Annotated in this window: 21 protein-coding genes; 9 read left to right on the top strand and 12 right to left on the bottom strand. The window is 59.4% G+C overall.

The window, feature by feature from the left end; all coding sequences use genetic code 11:
* Nucleotide 1: 1 nt before the first annotated feature.
* Entirely contained in the window at nt 2–1,753 is a 1,752-nt protein-coding gene (locus VJU77_06585) for a tetratricopeptide repeat protein (protein ID HKP03019.1), read from the top strand.
* Nucleotides 1,754–1,835: 82 nt separating this feature from the next.
* Here VJU77_06585 and gdhA read toward each other — a convergent pair whose 3' ends face one another.
* Nucleotides 1,836–3,197 carry an NADP-specific glutamate dehydrogenase gene (gene gdhA, locus VJU77_06580; GenBank protein HKP03018.1) on the bottom strand — a complete coding sequence of 454 codons (1,362 nt, stop codon included), beginning with the start codon at nt 3,195–3,197 and terminating at the stop codon, nt 1,836–1,838.
* Between the two features lie 104 nt (nt 3,198–3,301).
* Here gdhA and VJU77_06575 point away from each other — a divergent pair, with 104 nt between their 5' ends.
* Together VJU77_06575 and VJU77_06570 are read left to right on the top strand one after the other, a co-directional pair.
* The gene (locus tag VJU77_06575; GenBank protein ID HKP03017.1) at nt 3,302–3,766 is read left to right on the top strand and encodes a DUF5069 domain-containing protein; all 465 of its coding nucleotides are present in this window, start codon (nt 3,302–3,304) and stop codon (nt 3,764–3,766) included.
* Between the two features lie 85 nt (nt 3,767–3,851).
* A complete protein-coding gene (locus VJU77_06570; protein ID HKP03016.1) occupies nt 3,852–4,736 on the top strand; it encodes an ion channel in 885 nt (294 codons plus the stop codon).
* 146 nt (nt 4,737–4,882) lie between these two features.
* Here VJU77_06570 and VJU77_06565 read toward each other — a convergent pair whose 3' ends face one another.
* The 6 genes from VJU77_06565 to dnaK form a co-directional block, all read right to left on the bottom strand.
* Nucleotides 4,883–5,080 carry a hypothetical protein gene (locus VJU77_06565; protein HKP03015.1) on the bottom strand — a complete coding sequence of 66 codons (198 nt, stop codon included), beginning with the start codon at nt 5,078–5,080 and terminating at the stop codon, nt 4,883–4,885.
* Between the two features lie 368 nt (nt 5,081–5,448).
* On the bottom strand, nt 5,449–5,715 hold the full coding sequence (locus VJU77_06560; protein ID HKP03014.1) for a hypothetical protein: 267 nt from the start codon (nt 5,713–5,715) through the stop codon (nt 5,449–5,451).
* A complete protein-coding gene (locus VJU77_06555) occupies nt 5,712–5,912 on the bottom strand; it encodes a hypothetical protein (protein HKP03013.1) in 201 nt (66 codons plus the stop codon). Before VJU77_06555 ends, VJU77_06560 begins: the two co-directional genes overlap by 4 nt.
* A gap of 157 nt (nt 5,913–6,069) precedes the next feature.
* On the bottom strand, nt 6,070–7,716 hold the full coding sequence (gene groL, locus VJU77_06550) for a chaperonin GroEL (GenBank protein ID HKP03012.1): 1,647 nt from the start codon (nt 7,714–7,716) through the stop codon (nt 6,070–6,072).
* Between the two features lie 107 nt (nt 7,717–7,823).
* On the bottom strand, nt 7,824–8,111 hold the full coding sequence (gene groES, locus VJU77_06545; GenBank protein ID HKP03011.1) for a co-chaperone GroES: 288 nt from the start codon (nt 8,109–8,111) through the stop codon (nt 7,824–7,826).
* A gap of 96 nt (nt 8,112–8,207) precedes the next feature.
* The gene (gene dnaK, locus VJU77_06540) at nt 8,208–10,163 is read right to left on the bottom strand and encodes a molecular chaperone DnaK (protein HKP03010.1); all 1,956 of its coding nucleotides are present in this window, start codon (nt 10,161–10,163) and stop codon (nt 8,208–8,210) included.
* A gap of 284 nt (nt 10,164–10,447) precedes the next feature.
* Between dnaK and VJU77_06535 the strand changes: the two genes are divergently transcribed.
* Complete coding sequence (locus tag VJU77_06535) at nt 10,448–10,813, top strand: hypothetical protein (protein ID HKP03009.1); 366 nt, start codon at nt 10,448–10,450, stop codon at nt 10,811–10,813.
* A gap of 110 nt (nt 10,814–10,923) precedes the next feature.
* On the opposite strand, the gene VJU77_06530 is transcribed toward VJU77_06535, so the two are convergent.
* The gene (locus VJU77_06530) at nt 10,924–13,467 is read right to left on the bottom strand and encodes an ABC transporter permease (GenBank protein HKP03008.1); all 2,544 of its coding nucleotides are present in this window, start codon (nt 13,465–13,467) and stop codon (nt 10,924–10,926) included.
* Between the two features lie 141 nt (nt 13,468–13,608).
* Between VJU77_06530 and VJU77_06525 the strand changes: the two genes are divergently transcribed.
* From VJU77_06525 to VJU77_06515, 3 genes are read left to right on the top strand one after another with little or no spacing between them, the layout of a single operon-like run.
* Entirely contained in the window at nt 13,609–14,199 is a 591-nt protein-coding gene (locus VJU77_06525; GenBank protein ID HKP03007.1) for a hypothetical protein, read from the top strand.
* 31 nt (nt 14,200–14,230) lie between these two features.
* The gene (locus tag VJU77_06520) at nt 14,231–14,617 is read left to right on the top strand and encodes a hypothetical protein (protein ID HKP03006.1); all 387 of its coding nucleotides are present in this window, start codon (nt 14,231–14,233) and stop codon (nt 14,615–14,617) included.
* A gap of 43 nt (nt 14,618–14,660) precedes the next feature.
* Nucleotides 14,661–15,074: a hypothetical protein gene (locus VJU77_06515; GenBank protein ID HKP03005.1), complete on the top strand. Its 414-nt coding sequence runs from the start codon at nt 14,661–14,663 to the stop codon at nt 15,072–15,074.
* A gap of 247 nt (nt 15,075–15,321) precedes the next feature.
* On the opposite strand, the gene VJU77_06510 is transcribed toward VJU77_06515, so the two are convergent.
* From VJU77_06510 to VJU77_06500, 3 genes are read right to left on the bottom strand one after another with little or no spacing between them, the layout of a single operon-like run.
* On the bottom strand, nt 15,322–18,051 hold the full coding sequence (locus VJU77_06510) for a hypothetical protein (GenBank protein HKP03004.1): 2,730 nt from the start codon (nt 18,049–18,051) through the stop codon (nt 15,322–15,324).
* Nucleotides 18,048–18,929 carry an SIR2 family protein gene (locus VJU77_06505; protein ID HKP03003.1) on the bottom strand — a complete coding sequence of 294 codons (882 nt, stop codon included), beginning with the start codon at nt 18,927–18,929 and terminating at the stop codon, nt 18,048–18,050. The genes VJU77_06510 and VJU77_06505 overlap by 4 nt, the downstream gene beginning before the upstream one ends.
* 3 nt (nt 18,930–18,932) lie before the next feature.
* The gene (locus tag VJU77_06500; GenBank protein ID HKP03002.1) at nt 18,933–22,481 is read right to left on the bottom strand and encodes a CHAT domain-containing protein; all 3,549 of its coding nucleotides are present in this window, start codon (nt 22,479–22,481) and stop codon (nt 18,933–18,935) included.
* A 376-nt stretch (nt 22,482–22,857) separates the two neighbouring features.
* Here VJU77_06500 and VJU77_06495 point away from each other — a divergent pair, with 376 nt between their 5' ends.
* Entirely contained in the window at nt 22,858–24,486 is a 1,629-nt protein-coding gene (locus VJU77_06495) for an FAD-dependent oxidoreductase (protein HKP03001.1), read from the top strand.
* 57 nt (nt 24,487–24,543) lie between these two features.
* Entirely contained in the window at nt 24,544–24,876 is a 333-nt protein-coding gene (locus tag VJU77_06490; protein HKP03000.1) for a (2Fe-2S) ferredoxin domain-containing protein, read from the top strand.
* Here VJU77_06490 and VJU77_06485 read toward each other — a convergent pair.
* A complete protein-coding gene (locus VJU77_06485; protein HKP02999.1) occupies nt 24,873–25,262 on the bottom strand; it encodes a DUF488 family protein in 390 nt (129 codons plus the stop codon). The two genes, VJU77_06490 and VJU77_06485, sit on opposite strands and share 4 nt — an antisense overlap.
* Between the last annotated feature and the right edge of the window lie 108 nt (nt 25,263–25,370).

Here is a 25,370-nt window from a genome sequence, read left to right as displayed (position 1 = left end):
AATGAACAACGGCGACTCAACTGCCTTGGAAGCCGAGGCCAAACCAGCGGCGAGCAGCGGCTTTCCTCCAGCGGTCTGGTACCTGGCCATCATTCCCTCGTTCCTGTCGTTCGGCTTCACCATGATGCGGGGGTCCGACTTGTGGTTTCACCTGGCGATCGGGCGCTGGATTCTCGAGCACAAGTCGCTGCCCCTGGTTGATCTTTGGTCCTTCACGCGGGCGGGGAAGCCGTGGCTGCAGCATGAGTGGCTTACCGATTTGCTGTTCGGAACCGTGGCAAAGCTCTTCGGCCAGTATTCTCTTGCCTATGTTAAATGGGTCCTTTTAGTCGCAACCCTGCTGCTCCTGTTTCGGGTCGTGTGGCGACTGAGCGGCGAACCTCTCTCCAGCTATCTCAGCATCCTTCTGGGGGCAGCGGTCGCGGTACCTTTTCTCGATCTTCGGCCGCATCTGGTTACCAACCTTCTTTACGTCCTGCTCCTCTGCCTCCTTTTGCCAAAGAAGACGCCTTCCTGGTATTTGCCCCTGCTTTTCCTTCTCTGGGCAAATCTGCACGGCGGCTTTTTCTTTGGCCTGATGGCCCTGGCGATTCTTCTTTCCCCGGCCATCGTTTCCGGCCCGAAGCCTGATCGGATCCGGGCGTCTCTGATCTGGGTTTCTTCCGCTCTTCTCTCTCTTTTGAATCCGAGCGGGCTCAAGGCGTTCGCATATCCGCTTAAGTATGCTTTTGATCGCTCCTCGGCTTTCAAGCAGCTCGATGAGTGGAGACCTCCGTTCGTCGACGTGGGGACTCATTCCCCCCTTTACCGTTACGCGATCGCCATCTTCGCCATGGCCACTCTGTTCCTTTTGTTTCGCCGCTGGCGCGGGAAAGAAGGCCTTAACTGGGCGGCGCTGGGCCTGGTGCTCCTCACGCTGGCGATGTCGCTCACCAGCCGGCGTTTTATCGTTTTGTTTGCCCTTTCCCAAAGCCTGATCACCGGGCCCGCCCTGGCGGTCCTGCTTGCTCCCGTGATGAAAAGGATTCCGAGTCTAATCGCCCCGGCTCTCGCCGCCGGTCTAGGCTTGTTTTGGCTCTATCCCTACCCGCTCGCTCCTTATGCCTTTCATTATCTGACTGCGGAGGACGATTTCCCGGTCGAGACCTGCAACTATATCCAGATTAATCACCTCTCCGGGAACGTCTTCTCCTATTACAACTGGGGCGGTTACCTTCACCTGAGAACGAATGGGCAGATGAAGGTCTTTATCGATGGCCGCGCGGACACCGTTTACGATTCGGAGACGTTTCGACGATACCTGACCGTCCAGAGATTCGAGCTGGGTTGGAGGGAGATTATTGAAAGCTCGAAGGCCCAGTACATTCTCTGGCCGAGAACCTCCCAGGGCGCGCCCATGGCGGGTCTGGTTGAGTCCGGCAAGTGGAAGGTATTGTTCGACGATTTCGTTTCGGTGTTGCTGGTGCGGACCGACCAGGCGCCGCCGGAGCCGTTGAAGCCGACTCCGGATTCTCCCTACCGGCAGCTCACCATCGGGACCCAGAACCTCGAGCGCCGCCGTTATGACGTCGCTGAGCTGGCCCTGAAACGTGCCCTCGAAGAGATGCCCTATTTGCGGACGGCTTTCTACAAGCTGGCTCAAGCGCAGACGTCCCAGGGGAAGAAGGAAGAAGCGCTAAAAACTCTGGATCAATGCGAACGCGTCTTTCCCGATCGTCGCAGGATAGCCGCCGCCAAAGCCCTTGTTCATTAGAGGGTGGATCGCGCGCTACGTCGCGCGATGTTAGCGAAAGATCGAGCGCGGAGCTCTCGATCCACCGGCGTCAGGCTGTCGCTTATACCAACCCCTGATCCATCATCGCGTTCGCAACCTTGAGGAAGCCGGCGATGTTCGCGCCGTTCACGTAGTTGCCCGGAGTGCCGTACTTCTCGGCCGTGCGGTAACAAACTTCGTGGATGGTTCGCATGATATTGAAGAGGCGCGTGTCGACTTCTTCCCGCGTCCACGAAATGCGCATGCTGTTTTGCGCCATCTCGAGGCCGGAGGTGGCGACACCCCCCGCGTTCGCGGCCTTCCCGGGACCGAAAAGGATCCCGGCTCCGAGGAACTGATTCACCCCTTCAATATCAGTTGGCATGTTGGCGCCTTCGGAGACGACGTAGACTCCATTCCTAAGGAGATTGGCCGCATCCTTGCCATTGATCTCGTTTTGGGTCGCGCTGGGAAAGGCGCAGTCGGCCTTGTGGTCCCAAATCGGGTTGTGGTCGGCCGCCGCGTCCGTGGCCGTGTAAACGGCGCCCTTGTATTTGTCGGCATATTCGGAGATACGGCCGCGCCGGTTGTTCTTCAGGTCCATGACGAAGGCGAGCTTGTCCCGGTCGATCCCGGCCTCGTCGTAGATGTAGCCCGTCGAATCCGAGAGCGTGACCGCCTTTGCGCCTAACGAGATCAATTTGTCCACGGTGTACTGCGAGACGTTGCCGCTCCCGGAGACGAGACAAACCTTGCCTTTCATCTCTTCCTTGCGCGTCTTGAGCATCTCCGCGGCGAAATAGACGGCTCCATACCCGGTCGCCTCCGGACGAATGACGGAGCCGCCCCAGGTGAGGCCTTTGCCGGTCATCACGCCGGTAAATTCATTCCGGAGCCGCTTGTACATGCCGAACAGAAATCCGATCTCGCGCGCCCCGACCCCGATGTCGCCCGCGGGCACGTCGGTGTCCGGACCAATATGCCGGAACAATTCGCACATGAACGCCTGGCAGAACCGCATCACTTCGCTGTCGCTCTTTCCCTTTGGGTCGAAGTCCGAGCCGCCCTTGCCGCCGCCCATCGGCAGAGTCGTGAGCGCGTTTTTGAAGACCTGTTCAAAAGCGAGGAACTTCAAAATGCCGAGGTTGACCGAGGCATGAAAGCGCAGCCCGCCTTTGTAGGGCCCGATCGCGCTGTTCATCTGGATGCGGAATCCGCGGTTTACATGGAGCTCGCCCTTGTCGTCCTGCCAGGGAACGCGGAACATGATCACCCGCTCCGGCTCGATGATCCGCTCGATGATTTTCGCTTTGCGATACTCCGGGTGCTGATCGAGCACGAGAGCCAGCGACTCGACTACTTCCTGGACTGCCTGATGGAACTCCGGCTCGCTCGGGTTCTTGGCCTTCACGTCGGCCATCAACGCGGAAACGTCGTATTTCATTGAAAGTGGGAGGGTATGTCAGACAGGGCCGGGAAACAGAAGCAAAATCTTTATTCTCCGGGGAAGCCGGCCCATAATCGGGCCAAAACCAACCCGAATCTGCCATGTCCGACTCACCGAAAATCTCCGCGCCCGATCTCACCCAGCGCCCGCCGCGCAGCCCGCACTGCCGGCTCGGCGGTTACGTCACCCTGGCCCGCCTTCTCGATAAAGGCCGGGCCACGATCGCCGGCACCAACGGCGAATACACGTACGACGCGCCGGTCGATCAGCATTTGAAGGATTTTCTCGGGCTGGACTTTGGCGCCTTGAAGGAACAGCTCGCCGCCGGCAAGGGCGATGGCGAGATCCTTGAGTGGATCGGCGCGAACGCGAAACACAAACGCGCTGAATGGGAGATCGACACGTGGAGCAGCTTCATGGCCCGGCGCGGTCCGAGCGGTGATGTCGAGACGCTCCATTATTTCACCGAATACGTCGCCAAGTTTTCGAAGGAGCGCGAAGACGTTAAGACCTGGTTCGAGCTGGTCGATCTCGACGATCACGTCACCTTGGGCGGCAAAGCGTGAACGATTCGCCGAACTGGAGGGCGAAGCTCAGCGACGCCGGGTGTGAAGTCTCGCCGAGCTCGGCCTTCCAGGTGAGAATTGAGAAATGAAACACCGGCCTCAGCGTCCCATCGCCACCCGCGCCGGACGCACCGAGTTCCTCAAAATCAACGCCGCCGTCGGCGGCTGGCGCGATAGCTATCACTGGGTCTTGTCCCTGAGCTGGCCGCGGTTCGCCCTTTTCCTCGGCGGCAGCTACGTCGTCATCAACCTTCTTTTCGCCGCCCTTTACGTGTTGCAACCGGGCTGCATCGCCGATCTGGAGCCCGGCTCATTCCCCCTGGCCTTTTTCTTCAGCGTCGAAACCCTGGCGACCGTCGGTTACGGCCACAACTATCCCACCACGGTTTACGGCCACATTATTGTCACGATTGAAATCTTCCTCGGCATGATCTGGCTCGCGGTCATCACTGGTCTTATTTTTGTCCGCTTTGCCCGGCCCACGGCCCGCATCGTTTTCAGCAACTGCCTTCTTATCGCTCCGCATGATGGCCGGCTCAGCCTGATGTTTCGCGTCGCTAATCTGCGCCACACCAGCATGGCCGAAGCGGAGTTTCGGATCGTTTATTCGCGCGACGAGCGGGTCCTTGAGGGGGAAGACATCCGGCGTTTCTACGACCTGGAGGTTTATCCGAGTCGCATGGTTACTTTTCCGGCTGCCTTGATCATCCGGCACACGATTGACGAAAAAAGCCCTCTTTACGGGGTGACAGCCGAACGTCTGGAGAAGGAAGATGCTTTCTTTGTCGCATCGACTCTTTCGCTTGAGCTGGTCATGGCTGCATCCGTGCAAAGTGCTCAGGATTATGCTCCGGAAGACGTGCGTTTCGGGGAACGTTTCGTTGACGTTTACTCCGAATGGGAAGGCGGCCGTCTCACCGTCGACTACGGACGCCTCCATGAAACCGAGCCGTGCCCGGGCTCGAATTGAATCAGAAAGCAGGAACAAGGAGCTTACAAATTATCTGTGGCTGCGAACGTCAGTGCCGGAGCACGATGGAATAAGGCCCGGAGCGCAGCGAAGCGAAGCGCCGGGAAATGATCGGCCACCGGGCTCCCCACCCCGGCAGGAAAATGTTACGCTGCCGCCATCGCGGCCGTAACCGTCAAAAGCGGCACGATCGCGAAGTGCTCCGTTCCATCTTCTTCGAACGAAATAATCAGCGACGTCTTGCGCGGCGAGAAGCTCACGAAATCACGATGTGGAACCTCGAAAACTCGCCCCGACGCCGTCTCTACGCGAAACGGCTTGTTCTTGCCAATCAGCTCTTGCATGAGGGAAACGTCCATGCCGCGACATTAATATTGCCGGAAATTACGGTCAAGGCACCGGACGCCAAGGTCCGAACTCCGGCAGGAGTGGCGGAGAATGGTCGCGTGGTCACCCGTGCTTCGATTATCCACGTTCCGCCGTCCCTCGCGGGGCTGTTTACGTTTTGGAAAAACGGCTATCCGGATTTCCGCTGGAGCTGCAATCCGGGCTTCATTCCGTCGCGCCTTTCGGCCCTCCGGCCTCGCCATCTTGGATCAGCAGTCAGCACCCGAGCACAGCGCTGCGAAGCCCCGGAGTAACATGTCCCGCGATTCACCAAACCCCGGGATGGATCCCTGGTTGTAGCCGGGATTTGTGATCCCGGCTGCCGTCAACGCAGTTGGCGCACGAAGTTATTGTATTCCTCGTCCGTGCCAATCCAGAACCAAACCACGAGTTCGCCCTCACGCCGAGCGAGGGCGCGATAATGGTCGCCGACGCGCACCGACCATACGTTCGCGCGCAACGGCTTGAACTGCATCGAAGGATGAAACGGATCCCGCTGCCAGATTTGAAACTTGTCTCGGGCCAGACACTGAACATGCGCCGGCAGACGGTTGAATTCGTTCCAGAACCGCCGGTGCGTTCTGGATTTCACGGCATATCACGGAGGCGCCCGGCGGCGATATCGTCTTCCACTTCACGCAAGACATCGTCGAGTTTGCCCCCTGCGATGTCTCGTTTCATCTGCTCGTCCCACTCGTCGTCCTTCCAACCATGCAACCAGGCGGCCAGCGCGGCGCGCTCCTCGAACGAGAGCTGCTCAATAGCTGTTTTGATTTCGGCGAGACTCATCTCGGCAGCTTATCAATTCCGTGCACCGCCGTCTATCAACAACCCGCAAAGCAAAACAGCCGGGCCCTTTACGAGCCCGGCTGTTGTTGATTGCTTTAGTTAGCGGGTGACTGTTCGGCTTAGCCCCGAAAGAATTCGGGGTTTTGGCCGAGACGACTTAATAGTCCATACCGCCCATGCCGGGGCCCATTCCACCGCCAGGAGGCATTCCGCCGCCCTTTTCCTTTTCAGGCATCTCCGTGATGATGGCTTCGGTGGTCAGGAGGAGACCGGAGATGGAAGCGGCGTTCTGCAACGCGCTCCGGGTCACCTTGGTCGGATCGACGACGCCGGCTTTCACCAGGTCTTCATACTTGTCGGTCGCGACGTTGTAACCTTCGTTCCCCTTCCGGGCCTTGACTTCCTGGACGATGAGCGCGCCTTCCTGGCCCGCGTTGTCTGCGAGCTGGCGAAGCGGCTCCTCGATCGCGCGGCGGATGATCGCCACGCCGACTTTTTCGTCGCCTTCGAGGTCCTTCAGATTATCGATCGACTTCTGAGCGCGGATCAAAGCAACACCGCCGCCAGGGACGATGCCTTCCTCGACCGCGGCGCGAGTCGCGTGCAACGCGTCTTCGACGCGAGCCTTTTTCTCCTTCATTTCCGTTTCCGTCGCGGCGCCAACATTGATGACGGCCACGCCGCCGGCCAGCTTGGCGAGACGCTCCTGGAGCTTCTCCCGATCGTAATCGGAAGTGGTCTCTTCGATCTGACGGCGAATCTGGCTCACCCGGCCCTGGATGTCGGCGTTCTTGCCTTCACCTTCAACAACCGTGGTGTTCTCCTTGTCAATCGTGACCCGCTTGGCGCGGCCTAAGTCGTCAAGCTTGACGTTCTCGAGCTTGATGCCCAGGTCTTCGGTGATGCATTGACCGCCGGTCAGGACCGCGAGGTCTTCCAGCATCGCCTTGCGACGATCGCCGAAGCCCGGGGCCTTCACGGCCGCCACTTGCAACGTGCCGCGGAGCTTGTTCACGACCAGGGTCGCGAGCGCTTCGCCTTCCACGTCTTCCGCGATGATCAGGAGCGGGCGTCCAGCCTTCGCCACCTTTTCGAGGAGCGGGAGCATGTCCTTCAAGCTCGAGATTTTCTTCTCGTGAATGAGGATGTAAGGATTGTCGAGGATGGCTTCCATCGCTTCGGCATTCGTGACGAAGTAGGGAGAGAGATAGCCCTTGTCGAACTGCATGCCTTCGACCACGTCGAGGCTGGTTTCGATCGACTTGGCTTCTTCTACGGTGATGGTGCCGTCCTTACCGACCTTGTCCATCGCGTCGGCAATGATCTCGCCGATCGTCTTGTCCCAGTTGGCGGAAACGGTCGCGACCTGCGCGATCTCGTTCCGGTCGCTGACCTTCTTCGAGATTTTGCCGAGCTCGGCGACGATTGCTTCGACGGCCTTGTTGATGCCGCGCTGCAATGAAGTCGGGTTCGCGCCGGCGGTGACGTTGCGGAGACCTTCCTTGTAGATGGACTCAGCGAGCACGGTCGCCGTGGTGGTGCCGTCACCAGCGATGTCCGAAGTCTTGGAAGCGACTTCGCGAACGAGCTGGGCGCCCATGTTTTCGTAGGGATCTTCGAGCTCGATCTCCTTGGCCACGGTCACACCGTCCTTGGTGATCGTCGGGCTGCCGAATTTCTTGTCGAGGATAACGTTGCGTCCGCTCGGTCCGAGCGTCGCCTTGACGGCTTTCGAGAGTTTCTCGACGCCGCGGAGAAGCGCGTGCCGCGCGTTCTCGTCAAATTGGAGTTGTTTAGCTGCCATATAGTTAGTTGAGAGTTCTAAGTTGAGAGTTTGTTGTTGGTCGTGGAGCGACAGGCAGGGTGCCCGTCGGCCGAGTCAGGCTGGAAGCCTAACTTCCGACCGATTCATTAACCAATGATGCCGAGGATGTCGTCCTCGCGCATGATCAGGTAGGACTCACCGTCCACCTTGATCTCGGTGCCGCCGTATTTGGAGATGAGGACTTTGTCGCCCTTCTTCACGGTGAACTCGACCTTCTTGCCGTTGTCGTCCACTTTGCCGGTGCCGAGAGCGACGACGTTGCCCTCCTGTGGCTTCTCCTTGGCGGTATCGGGGATGATGATGCCGCCCTTTTTGGTTTCTTTCTCCTCGATCGGCTGCACAAGCACGCGATCTCCGAGAGGTCTTACATTAATTGCCATTTTATTAGTTACTCCTTCTTCTGTCTGCTTTGGTTGGTTAATGCCGAAAGCCGTCAGTTGTTCCCAACGGCTTTCGGCAAATTGTTAAAGTTACTTCTTCTTGTTTTCGTCCACGACTTCGAACTCGGCGTCGACGACATCGCCCTGGTCTTTCCGCGGACCTTCGTCCTGCGGACGGGCTTGCGGGCCGGCATCGGGGCCAGCCTCGGCGCCCGGAGCTGGTCCGGCACTGGCCGCGGCCTGCTTGTAAAGATCGGCGCTGACTTCCTGGAACTTGTTCTGCAAGTCGTCGTAGGTCCGTTTCATCGCGTCGGTGTCGTTCTTTTCGATCGCTTCCCGAACGGCCTTGATCGCGTCCTCGACCTGCTTGCGTTTGTCTTCCGGAATCTTGTCGCCGAGATCCTTGAGCTGCTTCTCGCTCTGGTAAGCCAGAGTGTCGGCGTTGTTCTTGATCTCGATCGCTTCCTTCGCCTTCTTGTCTTCCTCGGCGTGGGTTTCAGCGTCGCGCTGCATCTTCTCGACTTCTTCCTTGCTCAAGCCTGAGCTGCAGGTGATGGAGATTTTCTGCTCCTTGCCGGTGCCAAGGTCTTTCGCGGAAACGTGGAGAATGCCGTTCGCGTCGATGTCGAACGTGACTTCGATCTGCGGGGTGCCACGCGGGGCCGGCGGGATGCCGTCGAGGTGGAACGTGCCCAAATTCTTGTTATCGCGGGAGAGCGGACGCTCGCCCTGCAACACCTTAATCTCGACTCCCGGCTGGTTGTCGCTGTAGGTCGAAAAGATCTGCGACTTCCGGGTCGGGATCGTCGTGTTCCGCGGAATCATCGGCGTAGCAACGCCACCGGCCGTCTCGATCGCGAGAGTGAGCGGAGTGACGTCGAGGAGCAGCACGTCTTTGACGTCGCCCTTGAGCACACCGCCCTGGATCGCGGCGCCAATCGCCACGACTTCATCCGGGTTCACGCCTTTATGCGGCTCCTTGCCAATCAAAGTGCGTGCGGTCTCGATGACTTTCGGCATACGAGTCATACCACCGACGAGCACCAGCTCGTTGATGTCTTTCTCGGCCAGCTTCGCGTCAGCGAGACAGGCCTTCACCGGCGGAACCGTCCGCTGGAAGAGTGAATCGGTGAGCTGCTCGAGCTTCGAACGGGTGAGCTTCTTTTGGATGTGCTTCGGCCCGCTCGCGTCCGCCGTGATGAACGGCAGGTTGATCTCGTATTCCTGGGAAGACGAGAGCGCGATCTTTGATTTCTCAGCTTCTTCCTTGATGCGCTGGATGGCGTCCGGCTGCTTCGAAAGATCGATGCCGCTGTCCTTCTTGAATTCGCCGACGATCCAATCGACCAGGATGTTGTCCCAGTCGTCACCGCCAAGGTGAGTGTCGCCGTTGGTCGCCTTCACTTCGAAGACGCCGTCGCCGATTTCGAGCACGGAAATATCGAACGTGCCGCCGCCCAGATCGTAGACCGCGATCTTCTCGTCCTTCTTTTTATCGAGACCGTAAGCGAGCGAAGCCGCCGTCGGTTCGTTGATAATGCGGAGCACTTCGAGGCCGGCAATCTTGCCCGCGTCCTTGGTCGCGTTGCGCTGTGAGTCGTTGAAGTAGGCCGGCACGGTGATGACGGCCTGCGTGATTTTCTCGCCGAGCTTTGCTTCCGCGTCTGCTTTCAACTTCGCGAGAATCATCGCGGAAACTTCCGGCGGCGAAAAAGTCTTCTTCTCGCCGTTCACTTCCACCTGCACGTGGGCGTCGCCGTTGGCCGCCTTCACGACTTTGTACGGCACGCGATGCTCTTCCTCGCGAACTTCATCAAACTTGCGGCCCATGAACCGCTTGATGGAAAAAACTGTGTTGGCCGGGTTGGTCACCGCCTGGCGTTTCGCGGCCTGACCGACGAGCCGCTCGCCGTTCTTCGCGAACGCGACGATCGACGGCGTGGTGCGCGCGCCTTCGCTGTTCTCCAAAACAACAGGATCGCCGCCCTCCATGACAGACATACAGGAGTTCGTCGTCCCCAAATCGATACCTAAGACTTTAGCCATAATTAGAAAAATCCTTTCGTGAACCGAGAAATGGTTCGCGCTTCTTTTAGCAATCCATATTCCGATCACGTCTCGGCAACGTAAGTAACTATTGTAAAGGCAGTTATACTATTGGACCGAATAGGCGTTTGTCCGTAAAACGGGACATCGTGTCGCGAAATCCAGCGCAGATGGTGCCTGTGTGTCACACCTCTCCTTTTCCTTGGCCGAGTCGCCCAAACCAGCGGATAATCCGCAGACTTTCTCCGAAATTCCGGTATGTGTTCTGCTTAATTCTCCGGTCCATGCAACCCACGGGCGGCTCGACTACTTCCATCCAGGCGCCGAGCAGCGACATCGTGTTCGCCTGCTCGAACTGCGCCACCTCCTACGTCGTCGATGCGGCTGCAGCCGGGATGACCCTGACCTGCCAGAAATGCGGCAAGCCGACCACCGTTCCGAAAGCGACTATCGTGGCCGCGGCCGAGAATGCGGTCCGCATTTCCGATCTCCAGCATCAGTTGAAGGAAAACGAGTCGCAACGGACCGAGATCACGAGCTACATCAATCAGCTCAGCATCCAGTTGCATCGTTGGCAGCTGCGCTTGCAAAGCCTGAACGAGCGCCAGCAAAAACTGGAAGCGGAATTGGCCGCCGCGCGCCAAGGCTAATTCTTCTGTAGCCGCGCATGGTAGGGACGGCGCGCTGCGCCGTCCGCCGTTGCAACGTTTGGCACTCGGACGCCGCAGCGCGGCGTCCCTACCAAAACAAAAACCAACACCTACTCCGTCCTGAGCGCCGTCATCGGGGTGACTCTCGTCGCGCGTTGCGCGGGAAAGAAACAGGCGAGGAGCGACGCAAACGCGAGCATCACACTCGAAGCGAGGAGCGCGAACGGATCGTTGGGGCTTACTTCGTAGAGAATCTGGGAAAGCACCCGACCTACCGCCAGCGCCAGAAGCAATCCGAATACAACCGCAAGCCCGGTCTGCATCGCGCCCTGGCGCATGATCAAACCGAAGACGTCGCTGCGTCTCGCGCCGAGCGCCATTCGGATTCCGATCTCGCGGGTCCGGCACGCGACCGCGTAGGCCTTCACGCCGTAGACGCCGACCACCGCGAGGAGCAGCGCGATGCCGCCAAAAACACCAAACAGAACCGCACCGAGGCGCACGATCCAAAGCCCAACGCTTTTTTCCATGAGATCGACAAACGGCGCGATACCGAGGATCGGCAGGTCCGGATCGACTGTGCGCAGCATCTGGCGAACGGTCGGAATCATCGCCGCGACCGCGCGCCGGTCTTTGCTCGCGATCCGCACGTGGAGATAAACATTGCCGCTTTGCGCCACGGCCAGGGGCACGAAAATGCGGCGGAGCAGCGTGTCGTTCTGGACATCGTGGCGATGGGTGCCGACCACGCCGACCACTTCGAAGTCGTTAGGCGAACCGTCCCGCGGCGCCTGCGTGTAACGAACGTGCTGGCCTATGGCGTCCGTGTTCGGGAACAGCTTCTTCGCCATGGATTCGTCAATGATCGCGACCCGCGGCGCCTGCTTGTTCTCCGCTTCGGCCTGGGTGAAATCGCGGCCGCGGAGAATCCGCACGCCGATTGCGTCGAAGTAACCTGGCGTCGTGGCAGTAAACAAAGCGCCCGCTCCCGGGTCCGGCGCTTTCGGATCGGTTGGCATCGTTTCGCGGGTGGACATGATCCGGCGGGTATTGGTGAAGTTGCCGTAGGGCAACATCGTTCCGATCGCCGCCGCCTGGACTCCGGGCAACTCGCGCGCACGTTGAATTGCCGTGAACATGAGCCGCTTCGCTTCCGCCGGCTCTTTTTTCACGAGCGAAAAATCCAGTTCCGTCACGAGATCGCCGGCCGCGACAAATCCCGGATCGAGCCCGCCGGCCTTGAGTGCACCGCGGAAGAACAAACCGGCGGCAAAGAGGAGCATGAGCGACAAGGCGATCTGGGCCATGACCGAAATGTGGCGCGGCGCGAAGAACCGGCTGAGCCGCCCGATCCGCGCCGGTTCGCCGACCTGTTGTTTCAAGTCGTTCACCAGATCGGTCTTCGTCGCCTTCAAGGCAGGCCCGAGACTGAAGAGTAAAGTGGCCAGCAGGCAAAAGAGGAAGGTCACTGAAAGCACCGTCACGCTCGGATGGAGATCGGCGACGAACGAAAAGTTGAGGGAGCCGAGCATTCGTCCGAGCGACTGCAACATGAGGCCGTTGCACCAGACGCTCACGGCCAGGCCCACCGCACCGCCGGCAATCGCGAGAAGTAATCCTTCGCAGAGCAACTGACGCACGATCCGCCAGCGCGACGCCCCGATCGCGATCCGGACCGCAATCTCTTTCGCGCGTGAGGTCCCGCGGGCCAGAAGCATGTTCGCCAGGTTCAGGCTCGCGATGAGGAGGACCGCGCCCGCCATTCCCATGAGGAGCGTCGCGATCAAGGCAATCGGGCCATCATCTTCCGGACCGGTGCTGAGACTGAACCGGGACGGCTTTTGAATTTGGAGCTCACGCGCGAACTCGGCGTCCGGCGGCTGGATCGCGTTGAAACGCTGGCTTAGAACCGGCAGGCGCGTTTTCGCGGTCTCCAGCGTCAGCTCAGGCCGAAGCCGGGCGGACAAATTAAGCGTGTAATTTTTTGGCTGCGCCAGGTCGGTGGCGACATCCGTGTCGCTAAAGGCGGAGCCGATTTTCGAAAACATCCCGAGCGGCACCCAGATATCGGGGGCGATGAGCGCGCTGATCCCGCTGAACCCGTCCGGCGAGATTCCGATCACGGTGTAGGGCTGCCCGTTGATCTGGAGCTCGCTGCCGACAAAATCCGGGCGGCTACCCATTCGTTTCCAGAACCCGTAACTGGCCACGACCACGGGAAGATTCGCGTTCGGTTTGCATTCTTCGGCGTTGTAGAAACGCCCGCGAAATGGCTGGACGCCCATCATCGTGAAAAAATTCTCCGAAGTCAGGAAAGCAAAGCTGCGCCGCATCTCGTGCTCCGCCCCGATGCCGGCGACCGTGAACTGGAGCGCCGCCACGTCGGCGAACACTTCTTTCGCGTTCTCGCGCAGCTCGCGAAATTCGTTGTAGGAAAACTGCCGGTAATCGTGGTTCGCGCTTTGCCGGGCGGTGAAGACGTTGACCACTTCCTCCGGTTTCACCGGCACCATGGGCCGGAGGACCACGCCGTTGATGAGGGCGAAAATCGCCGAGTTCACTCCAATGGCGAGCGCCAGGGTGATGACCGCGACAGTGGTAAATCCCGGCGTCTTGATAAGCTGCCGGAAAGCGAAACGAAAATCCTGGATCATAGGGTTGGCCTTTCCTGTGAGATGCAGCGGGACGCGCTTTTGGATTCAATGTCCTGAGCCTACACGCGCTGTCCGCGAAGCTCCGCTCGTGAGGACCATTAGCGTGAATCGTAATTTGCTCTAATTGTTAAGCTCAACGCGATGGCCGACCAACCGACACCTCTCCTCTCACCAGAGGTTCGACGTGGCGCCGGCCATTACGAAATACTTGGTGAGACCTATGCCAAATTCGAATTCTTCGAGAACGGCTGGAATCCCTACACGCGCTTTCTCGACGTTGATAAAGTGGATCTCATCCTTCGAAGGCGACACCGAAACCGACCGCGTTATCGCGAAGTGCAAGTCAAGTACGGCAAACTCTATCCGGTTGGCTCGCGCTGGGAACGTGCGCTGTTCGATTACACATCCTGGCGCTTTTTTCGAGAAGACGAGTTCGAGGGGTACCTGGATCACTCCGATTTCTTCATCGTGCTAATACTGGCAGCCGATATCGGCTATCAGCGCGATATCTTCATATTTCCTGTCCGTGATTTCGTCCGGTTTGTTAAGTGCGCCATTCCAAGCAAGGGACAGCGGAAGGTCTATATCTCCCGATCAGTCCACGATCCTGCAAAATGGTATCTTCGCCGATTGGCCAAAATCACGGCATTGACGCCGGACGCCGTTGAGGACGTTTCGAGCTATCGTCGAAACTTCGCGGTTCTGGATCAAGAATTGACCATAGACAAATAGCCAGTCCTCCACATAACCAAACATAATTCCTATGTCCAAAATACCTAGCGGCGGCACCGATATGTGGTGCCCAAAATGCGAAGTGATAACCACGTGCAAAGCTGTGCCAACGAAAGAGGTGGATTACTTCGTCGAGTCGGGTCAGCGTTGGTTCAACCGCGATCATACAGATGTTCGTTGGTTTCGCCGCGGTCGCCTATGTCTCAAGTGCGGAAACCGCTTCCTGACCGCGGAGGCGACGGAAGTTCTCATCGACGAATTAATTGAGCTTCGAGACGCGCTCGCTCAAGTTAAGTCCAATACGGAGGAATATGTAAAGAGATCGGATAGCGCAGCCAAAACCCTAAAGAAGCTCAATGAATCCTTGTCGGGACTCAGAGCTTTGAAGATTTATACCAAACTACCGAACAAACCGTAGCAACGTACGCGACGCCCGGTTTTCGCTAAGCATTTTATCAGACATGGCCGAGCGTCCCGAAAGAGAACTCGCATCTGACCTTGCTGAAGTCGCCATCGATGCAGTGCTGGATGACGGATTGCTTAAGGATATTCCGATTGTGGGCTCGCTGATTAACCTAGCGAAATTTGCGAAATCCATTCCCGACCGCATCTTTGCGGCGAAGGTGGCTCGCTTTGTCTCCGCGCTCAGTCGAATCAGCAAACCCAACACTCAGGCGTTTCTGGTGGAGATAGCTGGTGATTCTGCCAAGCGTTCGAAACTCAGTGAAGTGCTTACTCTGACGATTGATCGCATGGATGACCTCGAGAAGAGCGAATACATCGCATGCGTATTCATGGCGTACGTCGAGCAAATGATCGATCTGACAGTTCTTAGGCGACTCGATTTCCGATGCGTTTGGAAACGACCTTTCTGATTTTGTTGGATTTATGCTTACGGAGGCAAAGAACCCTCTTTATCTCCCGATGGAATTGCGAGCCTTGACGTCCACGGCATTGGCCCGCGACTCAGGCGCGACACGCGGGGCTGAAGGGCCGGTTCCTTTTGCCACTGATCTTGGCGTGAAATTCAGTGAGATCATCGCCAAATACCGCGATCGGAGCACTCCAGCAACAAACACCACTTAGCCGCGGCAACCCCCGCCTCCCCCTTTGCGTCGGTTTTTACTTCGGCGCCTCGGCGTGCGGGAGAAAAGCATCGCCGCCGGGGATCCGTTTCAAATCCCACAGGCGCGCGGTGCCGTCGCTGCTCGTGGTCGTGAAATTGGTTCCGTTGGGCGAAAATTCGACGGACCAAAGGGCATCGAGGTGGCCGCGGAGGATGGCGACGCACTTTTTGGTTTCGTAGTTCCAGAGCCGCGCGGTGTGGTCCCAGCTCACGGTTACGACGCCTGGACCATAAGGTGTGAAGCAGGCGGAGTAGAGCGGACCGGTGTGGCCCTTTAAGGTGACGATGCCCTGCTTTTCCCGGGCGTCCCACACTTGAGCGGTGTTGTCGGAACTCGTGGTGAGGAAGAAGGTGTCGCCCGGTTTAAAGATGACATCGCGCACCGCCTTCTCGTGCGAAATGATGGCGAGCGTCGCGCCGGTCGGCCGATCCCATAAGATCGCGCGGCCGTCCGCGCCGGCGGTGAGGATCCAGCGGGCTTGCGAATCCATCACGGCTCGCCGGACTGACGCGCCGTGGCGGAGCACCTCGCTGTCCTTGGCCGGGTGAGAGGAAAAAAGGACAGAGTCGCCCTTGGGGAAATTCCAAAGCCGCGCCGTTCCATCGCTGCTCGGCGTGACGAGCCAGCTCTTTCCGCGGAACTCGACCAGGTTCGGCGCCCAGACGTCGCCGGTATGTTTTGCCAGGACGACCGGCGGCGTCTCCGGTGCGGCTACGTTCCAGATTCGGATTTGATTGTCCTTGCTGGTGGTGGCGAGCCAGTTGCCGTCGCCGCTCCAGGCCAGGCCAGTGACCGCTTCGCTGTGGCCCTTGAGGAAAAATGGTTTATTGGGTTCGCTGATTCGCCAGAGCGCCGCCGTGCCATCGTCGCTCCCGGTGGCGGCCTGCCAGGCGCTCGTATCCCCGCGCGGTTTCGGATTGAACAAGGCAACATTGACTTCGCCACTATGGCCTCGCAGCACGCCATCCTCATCGGCTTTGAGATCCCAGATCCGCGCTGTCTGGTCGTGACCTGCGGTGATAAGGAAGAGGTTTTCGACACTCAATTTCCGCGGATAAGCAGACCCAAATGCGGCGGAACTGTAATGAACCCCCCAGACGGCGCCTTTATGGCCGACGAAAAGTTTGTCAGTTACATATTCCACGGCACCCGCCTCGGCCGCGAACGGCGGCGGCGTGGAAGCGGGCTGGGACGGCCCTTCCGGAGCAGGCCCAGGCGTAACTGCTTCGTTGGCAGTTATTCTTTCCTTGGTTTCGATGGAATCGGTCGCGCTCCGGGTGGTGTCGATTCCGCCGAGCTTATTCTTTTGTTCGTAGACGACTAACTCCTTCAGGGCTTCCTCTTTTTCTTCGAACGCCTTCTCCTTCACCTTGGCCAGCCGCGCGTCGTCCTTCCTTTTTTCACGCACGAGGTAGAACGAAATTCCTGCGCCGATGAGGATCAGGGTAAGGATGACCGCCGCCACCGCGACCGCGCGACGGCGCCATCTGCGCAGGGCGATTCGGGCGTCGCTCAAAACCCGCTGGCGCTGGATCCAGGGAACGAGGAACTCACTCGTAATATCGTAGAAATAGGCTTCGTTCCGGCGCTGGCGGCGGACGAGGCGGGATTGGCCGGACAACTCTTCGAGCGCGCGCTTGCCCGTCGCCGCCGGGATTTTTTCGCATGTGTGCAGCCTTTCGAGCAGGTCGGATTCGAGAATGATATTGCGCGTGCCGGCGCTGGTCACAAGATGCCGAAGCAGGGCCACAGCCGGTTCGCGCAGGCCTGTGCTGAGGCGATCGAGCGAGCCGGTGAGATGACCTTCAAGAAGTTTCTGCACGACTTCGGCGCGGTTCGGCGTCGTGTCGAAAAGCGATTCCCCTTTGGGATCGCGCCAGAGCGAAAGGCACGCGATCTGGACCTCGGTGAGGTTGATGGAACCGCTCTCGCTCCGTTCGGCGAGCGCGGCACAGAGCTTGTCCGCCAGCTCGTCGGTAATGATGCGGCCGAAATGTTCCGGCGGAACCTCAGAGGTGAATGGCCCGCGGATCAATTTCTTCAACACGGTCGAATCCGGAGCGGTGAGACGGATGTGCTGGTCGCGCAGGTTCGGGACCAGCGCGAAAAGCCGGGAAAGTTTGGCCAGATAATCCTCGCGAAAAACGAAGAGCAATTTTACCGGCAGCGTTTCGTCGCGGAGAAGATCGCGGAAAAATTCGAGGAGCGTGTTCTGCGCCTGCGCCGCCTCGGCCAGTTTCTCCCGGTTCTCGGGCGCTTCCTCAAACAGGGTCACGAACTCCTCAAACTGATCGAAGATGAGGAGCGGCGCGCCGCCTTCGTGTTCGAGGCCGAGTTTCGCGTTGACGTCCGCGGTCGAAAAGACGAGCCGCTGCCGCGGTTCGTCGTCGGCTGCGAAACGCGAGGGCAGGAATGGCGCGGTCCCTTCATCCGTGAGCGAGATTCGTTCGACGACGAGCTCGGCGCCCGGCACCGGTTGGACGCGGAATCGTTCGGAGAGAAAGCCTTCCTCGAGCATGGCGGGAATGAGCCCCGCGTTGATGATGGAAGATTTTCCCGTGCCTGATTCGCCGTAAAGCAACGTGCCGCGATAGATCGAGACCAGGCGAATAAGGCGGCGGATTTCTTCCCGCCGCTCGAAGAAAATCGGGCGGTCGACAAAACGGAATTGCTCGATCCCGCGGTACGGTTCGCTCGGCCAGGAGAGTTTGGGAAGCGCGATCATGCCGGCATTTCCGTTTTCTTGATCCGCTCGTAGAGCGCGGGCACGAACGACCAGACATCCTGGGTGACGAAACGGACGTAACGGCGCTGGTCGCTCCAATACCGGACGATGAGCTGGTCCGGTTTCGGATCGATCGAGTAGGTCTCTGGGAAGAGGGCCTGATCGAGGTTCACCCGCATCGCCTTGAAGAGGAGGCGAAGATTGTAATCGATGAGGCTGTAGCCAATGAAGAGGGTGGGCCAGCGTTTGAAACGGTAGAGGAATGTTTCCGGCACGGGATGGTAAGGCGCCTTGTCGCTCATTCGCAAAACGAACTGGATGTAATCCTCATCCGTGATCACGGCTGAATCCGGCTCGTCCACGTCGCCGTGCAGTTTGCAGACGAACGGGTTCGCCGGCGTGGGATCGTCGGTCGGATCTTCGGTCGGAATTTTCGCCGAAGGGCTGTAGATGCAGAGCTGCGGATCTTTGCCGGCGGCGCGGAGCGATTGTTCGAAGAGCTGGTCGAAGTTTGTCGTCATCACGAGCGGAAAATCGAGGGCCGCCAGGGCGCGAACGATTGGCGACGCGATCTTGTTCACGTGCACTTCTTCCTTGATCCGCCGCATGAGGCGATTGCGCGAAAGCTTATCCTCGTAATGCCAGCCGACGCGTTTCAGGTCGCGTTGGTCGGCTCCCGGAAAGCGGGCGAGATAATCGCTCTCCGTCGCCAGGGCCTGGGAAAGTGCTCCGCCCAGAGGCGGCCGCCGAGCCTCTGGATAGGCGTCGACATATTTTTGGTCCGTGCCCGGGGGAGGGCCGTAATGAACCCCGGCCCCGAGGAAGAGAATGCATTGCCCTTTGCCGACGGCCTCAGCGATCGTGTCGAGATCGTCCATCGCTCAATGCTTGCGCCGGCGGGTTTGTTTTGATTTGGCTGGGCGGCGCCCGGCTGTCTTTGACTCTCGCCGCGTTTTCGCCTTAGGCGGGCCGGATTCGACGGGGCGCGCCCCTGGAGAAAGCGGTTCCTTTTTCGGGCCGTCGCCCGGCTCGCTGTGAGGCGGATTGAAAAAGCGAAAATAGGGATTGCCGTAATGTTGATAGGCGCCCCAGGTTCGCGTTCCTTCAGGCTGTCTCGCGATCGCAACCCGGGCGGCGCGCATTGCTTCATGCAGGTAGGCAGGCCGAAAATCTCCGTCCAGGCCAAACATCTTCGCGTAGAGAGTCGTGGCAAAGGTGCGCGCGGCCGTGTCGTTTACCGGCCATCCCGTGCAAATGAAGTTGGCGACACCACGGGCAAAAAACGATTCGGCGAAGCTCGGGGCGAGGTCCGCGCTGCGCTCACTCGCGCGGTCCGGAGTGATCCCCGATTCGCAGGCGTTTGAGAAAATGAATTTCGGGATGCGGTCGATCCGGTTCAGCTCGTTCGCGGTCAGCCGTTCGTCATCTCTCGCGGAGAACACCCAGCCGGAGTTCGAGGGGTCAGATTTGTCGTAGATGCAGTGCCCGGCGAAGTGGAAAATGTCGAAGTCTTCGAGCATCAATTTTTTGAGCACCGTTGTCCGTTTCGCCTGGGCAGGACCAAAGAGGCGAGTGACCAGGATTCTCGACGGGCCCATGGGGTCGTCGCTCTTGAATCTCTCAAGCAGACTGGCAATTTCTTCGCCCTCAGCCTGGGCGCCTTGGAGCGGAGCGTCGAGGGCGGGGTCCGCGACAATCAGAGCTTTGATTTCCCGTTTCGGTGGAGGCGGCGGCTCCGGGGCGGGAGCAAAGGTTGTCCGCAATTGACGGGTCAGGCCGTAGGTCGTGCCCAGGAATTTCTCGAGGTCGACCGAACCGCTCTCGGCCGTCTCGCGCCGGTCCCACGGCGCCGTTCGCGCCACCATTTCCCAATGGACCCTGGCGCTGCTCGAATCAAGAATCAGGACAATCGGTGCCCGCGTGTAAATCTGGGAACGGATGTCTTCGGGCAGGAGAAGTTTTTCCAGGAAGCGGCCAGCCTCCGTCTGCGCCTCGGCCGCGGCCCCGGCCAGTTCGTCGTTGGCCGATTCCACCAGCCGCGGGTCGAGCGCGATGTCGCGCTGCGGAATGGCAGCGCTTTGGGTGAGCGCAGCGAAACCGTAGCCTTTGCGTTGCCGGTCAATCGTTAGCCGCACCGGCACGAGTTCATCCGCTTCCCGCGCGCCGACAGCGGGATCAAATTCCTTTTTCACTTCGGCGCAGGCTGTCGCGACCGCTTCGTCCCGGGCCTTGGCGATAACCTCGTCGGACGGGCGCTCATATTCGATCTGCAATGCGCCGGGCGGATCCTTCTCCACGGCCTGCAGGGCCTTGTTCAGCTTGTTGAATGTGCGCGCGTTATACTCGACAAACGTGATCTGGCAGATGCCTCTGCCTGCGTCCGCCGGAGAATTCAAGAGCGCCCGGCTAATGCCGCGCAGCCATCCGTCGACCGCATCCTTCACCGGCAGGTTGCCGGTCCCGGCGCCGATCAGGACAGTCGCCAGATGAGTTTTTCCCAGCCGGCCTAACGACCAGCAAAGTTCCTGGGCCAGAACGGTGAGCTCCGGCACGCCGAAGTGACCTGGCGTTCCCATTCCGGCCAGGACCACGATCCGGCCTTCCTTGCGCGGATCGGGCAAAATGAAGGGCTCTCCGAGACTGCCCGGAATGTGACCGCGCTCGGTTAGCAAAGTGAGCAAGAGCTCTGATTCGGGAACGGTTTCGGAACCACTCGCAGGGGTTTGCCTGCCCTTTGATTCCTTGAGATATGCCGCGCTGATCGCTTCATCCAAGGCGCGCTCGGCGGCCTGTGGTCTCACCCCGAAATAATGGCCTACTGCGATCGCATCGATCGCTTTGCCGTTCGGCGAAGCCTCGACCGAGTCAATTCCACCTTTGACGAGCGCGATTTTTATCGTGGCTGAAGGGCTGGGCGGCGCGCCGCGCGATCCCTTTGTTTGTTCATCCTTCGCGTCGCCTCGTGGTGGCGGAAATTCGGACGGCGACGAAGGCAGACTCTTGCCGCTGGTCGTCCGGGATTCGGCGTCCGCCACGAAACTTTCCAAAATGATCTCTTCGGCTTCCTTCTCTTCCTCTGATACCGGAGCGCTGTCAGGATCGTCGGCCGCTCCCCGCGTTCTAGCCCGGGTGGTTTGGACGATCTGCTTTAGACGAATCTGATCCCTCTCGACCTGAGCACGCTCCGCGAGCTCGTCCACAGCGTCCGGGACCAAGGCTCGCGCCGCGCCCGGGTTTGTGGAGGGCAGCGAACAGGAACCGGTTTCCAAAAGCTCGGGCACGGCGCCGATAACGCTCTCGTGATTGGGTAACGCGCCGTGGGCGGCGTCCGCGAAGTAGGTGGGGACCTTTTCGTCGCCCTTCTTAAGAAAACCGAGGACATGTGGCACTGTGCCATCTCCATTCAAGGAAAAGCTATAAGCGTCCATCGATCCAAGATCGGAGAGATTGGTGATGTTCTCGGAGGTGCGGCGATTGTAGCCCGCGACATAAGTCATCCGCTTGGGATCGACTACCCCGGCAAGAGCCTGGTGCGACGACAACGCTTTATCGAGAAACGACTGCGGGACCGAAAACTCGCCGTAGGTCTCTGACCGATAAAGTTTTTGCATCTCCGGGAGAACCAAAGGAGAAGGCAACATCTGGTAGGAGCCCGGAAACGTGTTGATGATCCGCAGGACGCCGCTCCTGTGTTCCAGATCGGCAATCATGATCATTTTAACCGCGGTCTGGATTCCCGTGATGATTTGCGGGATGGCGAAAGAGCCGTGATTTGGTGTGCCCAGCATGATCAGCCGCCCGCCGGCCACGCCCCCCTTTCCCTTGGAGTCCCACGCCCGCTCCCAGCGTTCCGGGTAATTCAGGATAAACGTGCGAGAAACCAGGCCGCCCATCGAATGAGCAACCAGATGGACCGGCGTGTCGGAGCCGAACCATTCATTGATTCGGTCATTCAACGCTCCCGCCGACTCCGCTAAATCCCGGCGCCAATCGAAAGGAAACGTCTGGACGTTCCAGTCGAAAGCCAGGCCGACCATCAGCTCTGAGTACCACCGTTTAAGAAGTCCGGTGGCGCGGACGTCATAAACTGACTGCCCGTCGTTATTCATTTCGAGCCATTTCGTGGCGCCCATGATGAGGCGGGGCAGACTTAACCAGACCGGACGGCCACGGTTCGCTTCAAAGCGCTGTAACTCTGATCCCATGATGCCGTGCAGGATCACGACATTGCCTTTCTTCTCCGCGCTTCGCGTGCTCCGGGTCAACGATCGCAGGGCGCTGCGCCGAAGCCGTTCATACCGTTCGGCGCCCAGGTGAAGGCGAAGAACGCGATCTTCGTCCGGACCCGGGCGGCTCAGAATGAGGATCAGCTCCTCGGCGTTGGCGCTTTCAAGCCGGGCGATGAAAGCGCGTTCTTCTGCAGGCGTCATGAGGTGTTGGATTACGGTTGGGGTTGGGCTCGGGACTGGGCGTGAGGGGCTCTACTCGGATCGCCCTCGAAGGGAGAGCTGCCGAGCCGGGCGGAGATGGGGTCACGTATTGCTTTTACGGCAGCCGGCCCCCGCACTTCCATCTAAATCCGATGTCGACCGAAAAAATCCGAAATGAGAAATTTGCGGAGGGCGCGATCCGCAGCGGAATTTTCAAGCGCAACGCTGCGTCCGCGATTGGCGGCGTGGAGAGGCGCGCGAATTTCTCAGCCAGCACTTGATTCTTCATCGGGAAAACTGGTCTCAACTTATCCGACCGAGCGGCCGGCAACAACCGGCTTGTCCGGTAAGGGGGTTCCTGCCACGATCCCGCTCCATGCCGTCCGGACGCACCCCATTTTTTCGAAAACTAACGCAGACGGTGCGCCAGGCGCATTGGGTCAATCAACACCCCGGTCATCGCGAATTCTTTTTCGAGGCGCGGGAAGCGTCGCGCGTTTCACGCCGCGATTTTGTGCGTCTGCTGGGCGCGGCCGGGCTCTGGACAGCGGGAGGCGGGCTGGCTTCGCCTTTCGCCCGCGCCGGCGAAACTCCAACGCCGGGGACGAATGGAGGTGAGCCGGTGGCCATCCTTGGAGCGGGCACGGCGGGGCTCACTGCTGCTTACCGTCTGATGAACGCCGGAATCCCGTGCGAAATCTTCGAGGCGAGCGAACGGACCGGCGGCCGCATGTTCACGAAAACCGACTTCAACAAGGATGGAATGTTCTGCGAGCTTGGTGGCGAACTGGTCGACACCGACCATGCCGACCTGATCACGCTGGCCGGTGACCTCGGGGTGGAAATCCAGGAGCTTAAGGGCGGTGACGCGGGCGCCGACCTCTATTTTTTTGGCGGGAAACATTACACCGATAAGGAATTGATTCCGCTCTTCGAGCCGTTCGCGAAAAAACTCGCCGCGGACAGCGCCGGCCTTGTCGACGACGACGACAACTTCACGGCCAAGGCGAAGAAATTCGACCGGCTCAGCCTGGCCGCTTATCTCGCGGACGCTGGGAAGGGCGTTGAGAAATGGGTGATCGAGATGTTGCGAGTGGCTTACCTCATCGAGTATGGCCGCGAACTCGCGGAGCAATCGTCGCTCAATCTGATCACGCTCCTGACCGCCGATACGAGCGACGGATTCAAGATCTTTGGCGAAAGTGATGAGTCGAAGCGGATCAGCGGCGGGAGCAGCTCGCTGCCGAATGCGCTGGTGAAAGCGCTCGAGGGCAAGGTGAAGATTAACCGGGGCCATCGGCTCGCCCGGGTCGCGCAAAACGGTCCGAACCTGGCCCTCGATTTCGCCGCGGAAGGCGGCACGAAGTCGGTGAAATTTTCCCGCGCGATCTGTGCGCTGCCGTTCACGATGCTCCGGGAAATCGAGGGAGTAAGAGCGCTTCATTTGAGCCGCGAAAAACGCAAAGCGATTGCGGAACTCGGCTACGGCCACAACGCCAAGGTCATGCATGGTTTCAGCGAACGATGGTGGCGTAATTCCGCCGCCGGCCTCCCGGTCTCGAGCAATGGAAGCCTTCTGACCGACCTGCCGTTGCAATGCACCTGGGAAACCAGCCGCGGCCAGACCGGAGAAAGTGGGATCCTGACTAATTTCCTCGGCGGCTCCGCGACGAAGAATGTTGGCCCGGAACGCTACGAGAAATTCAAGGAGGAACTGAACCGCGTTTTCCCCGGCATTCGTGAGAAATTTGACGGGAAACGGGCGGTGATGAACTGGCCTGAGTACCAATTCACGCGCGGCAGCTACACCTGCCCGCTCGTTGGCCAGGTCACCACGATGCTGGAGGTGGCGGCGGAACCGGAGCTCGATGGCCGTTTGGTCTTTGCCGGCGAACATACTGCCGGTGAGCTTTCCGGTTTCATGAACGGCGCGGTGCAATCCGGTAATCGCGCGGCCGAGGAAATCATCTCGCCCAAGAAGAGCGAACTAAAGAAAGCCGCCTGATCTGTCTGCGCCAGGCGACCCGGTTGACCGCGATGGCGCCGGCTGCCAACCTGCTTCATGCCGCAACGAGAGCGCTACCTCTTTGTCTGCACCAACCGCCGGGAGGCGAACCATGAGAAGGGATCGTGCGCCGAGAAAGGGTCGGAAGCCGTCCGGGCGGCCTTGAAAGACGAGCTCGCCGCGCGCGGCCTGGCCAAAGTGAAAGCGCGCGCCTGTTCGTCCAGTTGCCTGGATCAATGCTCGAGCGGGATCTGTATTCTCGTGGAACCCGACCATTTCTTTTATGGCCGCGTGACGTTGAACGACGTGCCGGAAATCGTGGAAGCGCTGGGAACTGATCGCCGAGTCGAACGGTTGGTGCTTACTCCCGAGGATCTGGCGCGCGGCTAAATCTCTCTTTCCAACGCCGCCTTCAACAGATGGCGATGGCAATGCCGCTCCTCTTCCGCGCAATGACAAAGCAGCGTGATCGTTTGCTTCTTCGCCAGATGCTGAAGCAAACGCAGGGTGAATTTCTGACCGTGGTTCTTGATCCGTTGATTACGGGCATCCACCCCGCCCGGTTCGAGCAGTTCCTTGAAGTAGCGCCGGCTGAATTCCGCCCAGGAAAGCTTGCCGCCCACGAATGCCTCCCGCAATTCCTCGCTCGGTCCGAGGTTCGCCATCCAGACATCAAAACGGTCACTGCCCAGGCCTCTGCCCCGGCCACGCGCCGCGAGGATTCGCAATCCATCCTTCGCTTCGATCCTGGTATGAACGGACTTGGTTTTGAACATGAAACGCTGGGCGAGCCGGGCCCGGCCACTCCTATTTTCGAGGAAAAATCAGCCTGGCGCCAGAGTGATTCCCGAACAAACTGGTCCACTCGTTAGGGGCTGTCTCTG

Source organism: Chthoniobacterales bacterium, assembly GCA_035274845.1.
Lineage (GTDB): Bacteria > Verrucomicrobiota > Verrucomicrobiia > Chthoniobacterales > UBA10450 > AV80.
The sequence above is the reverse complement of the archived record's forward strand: the minus strand, read 5'-3'. Positions and strand labels throughout refer to the sequence as shown.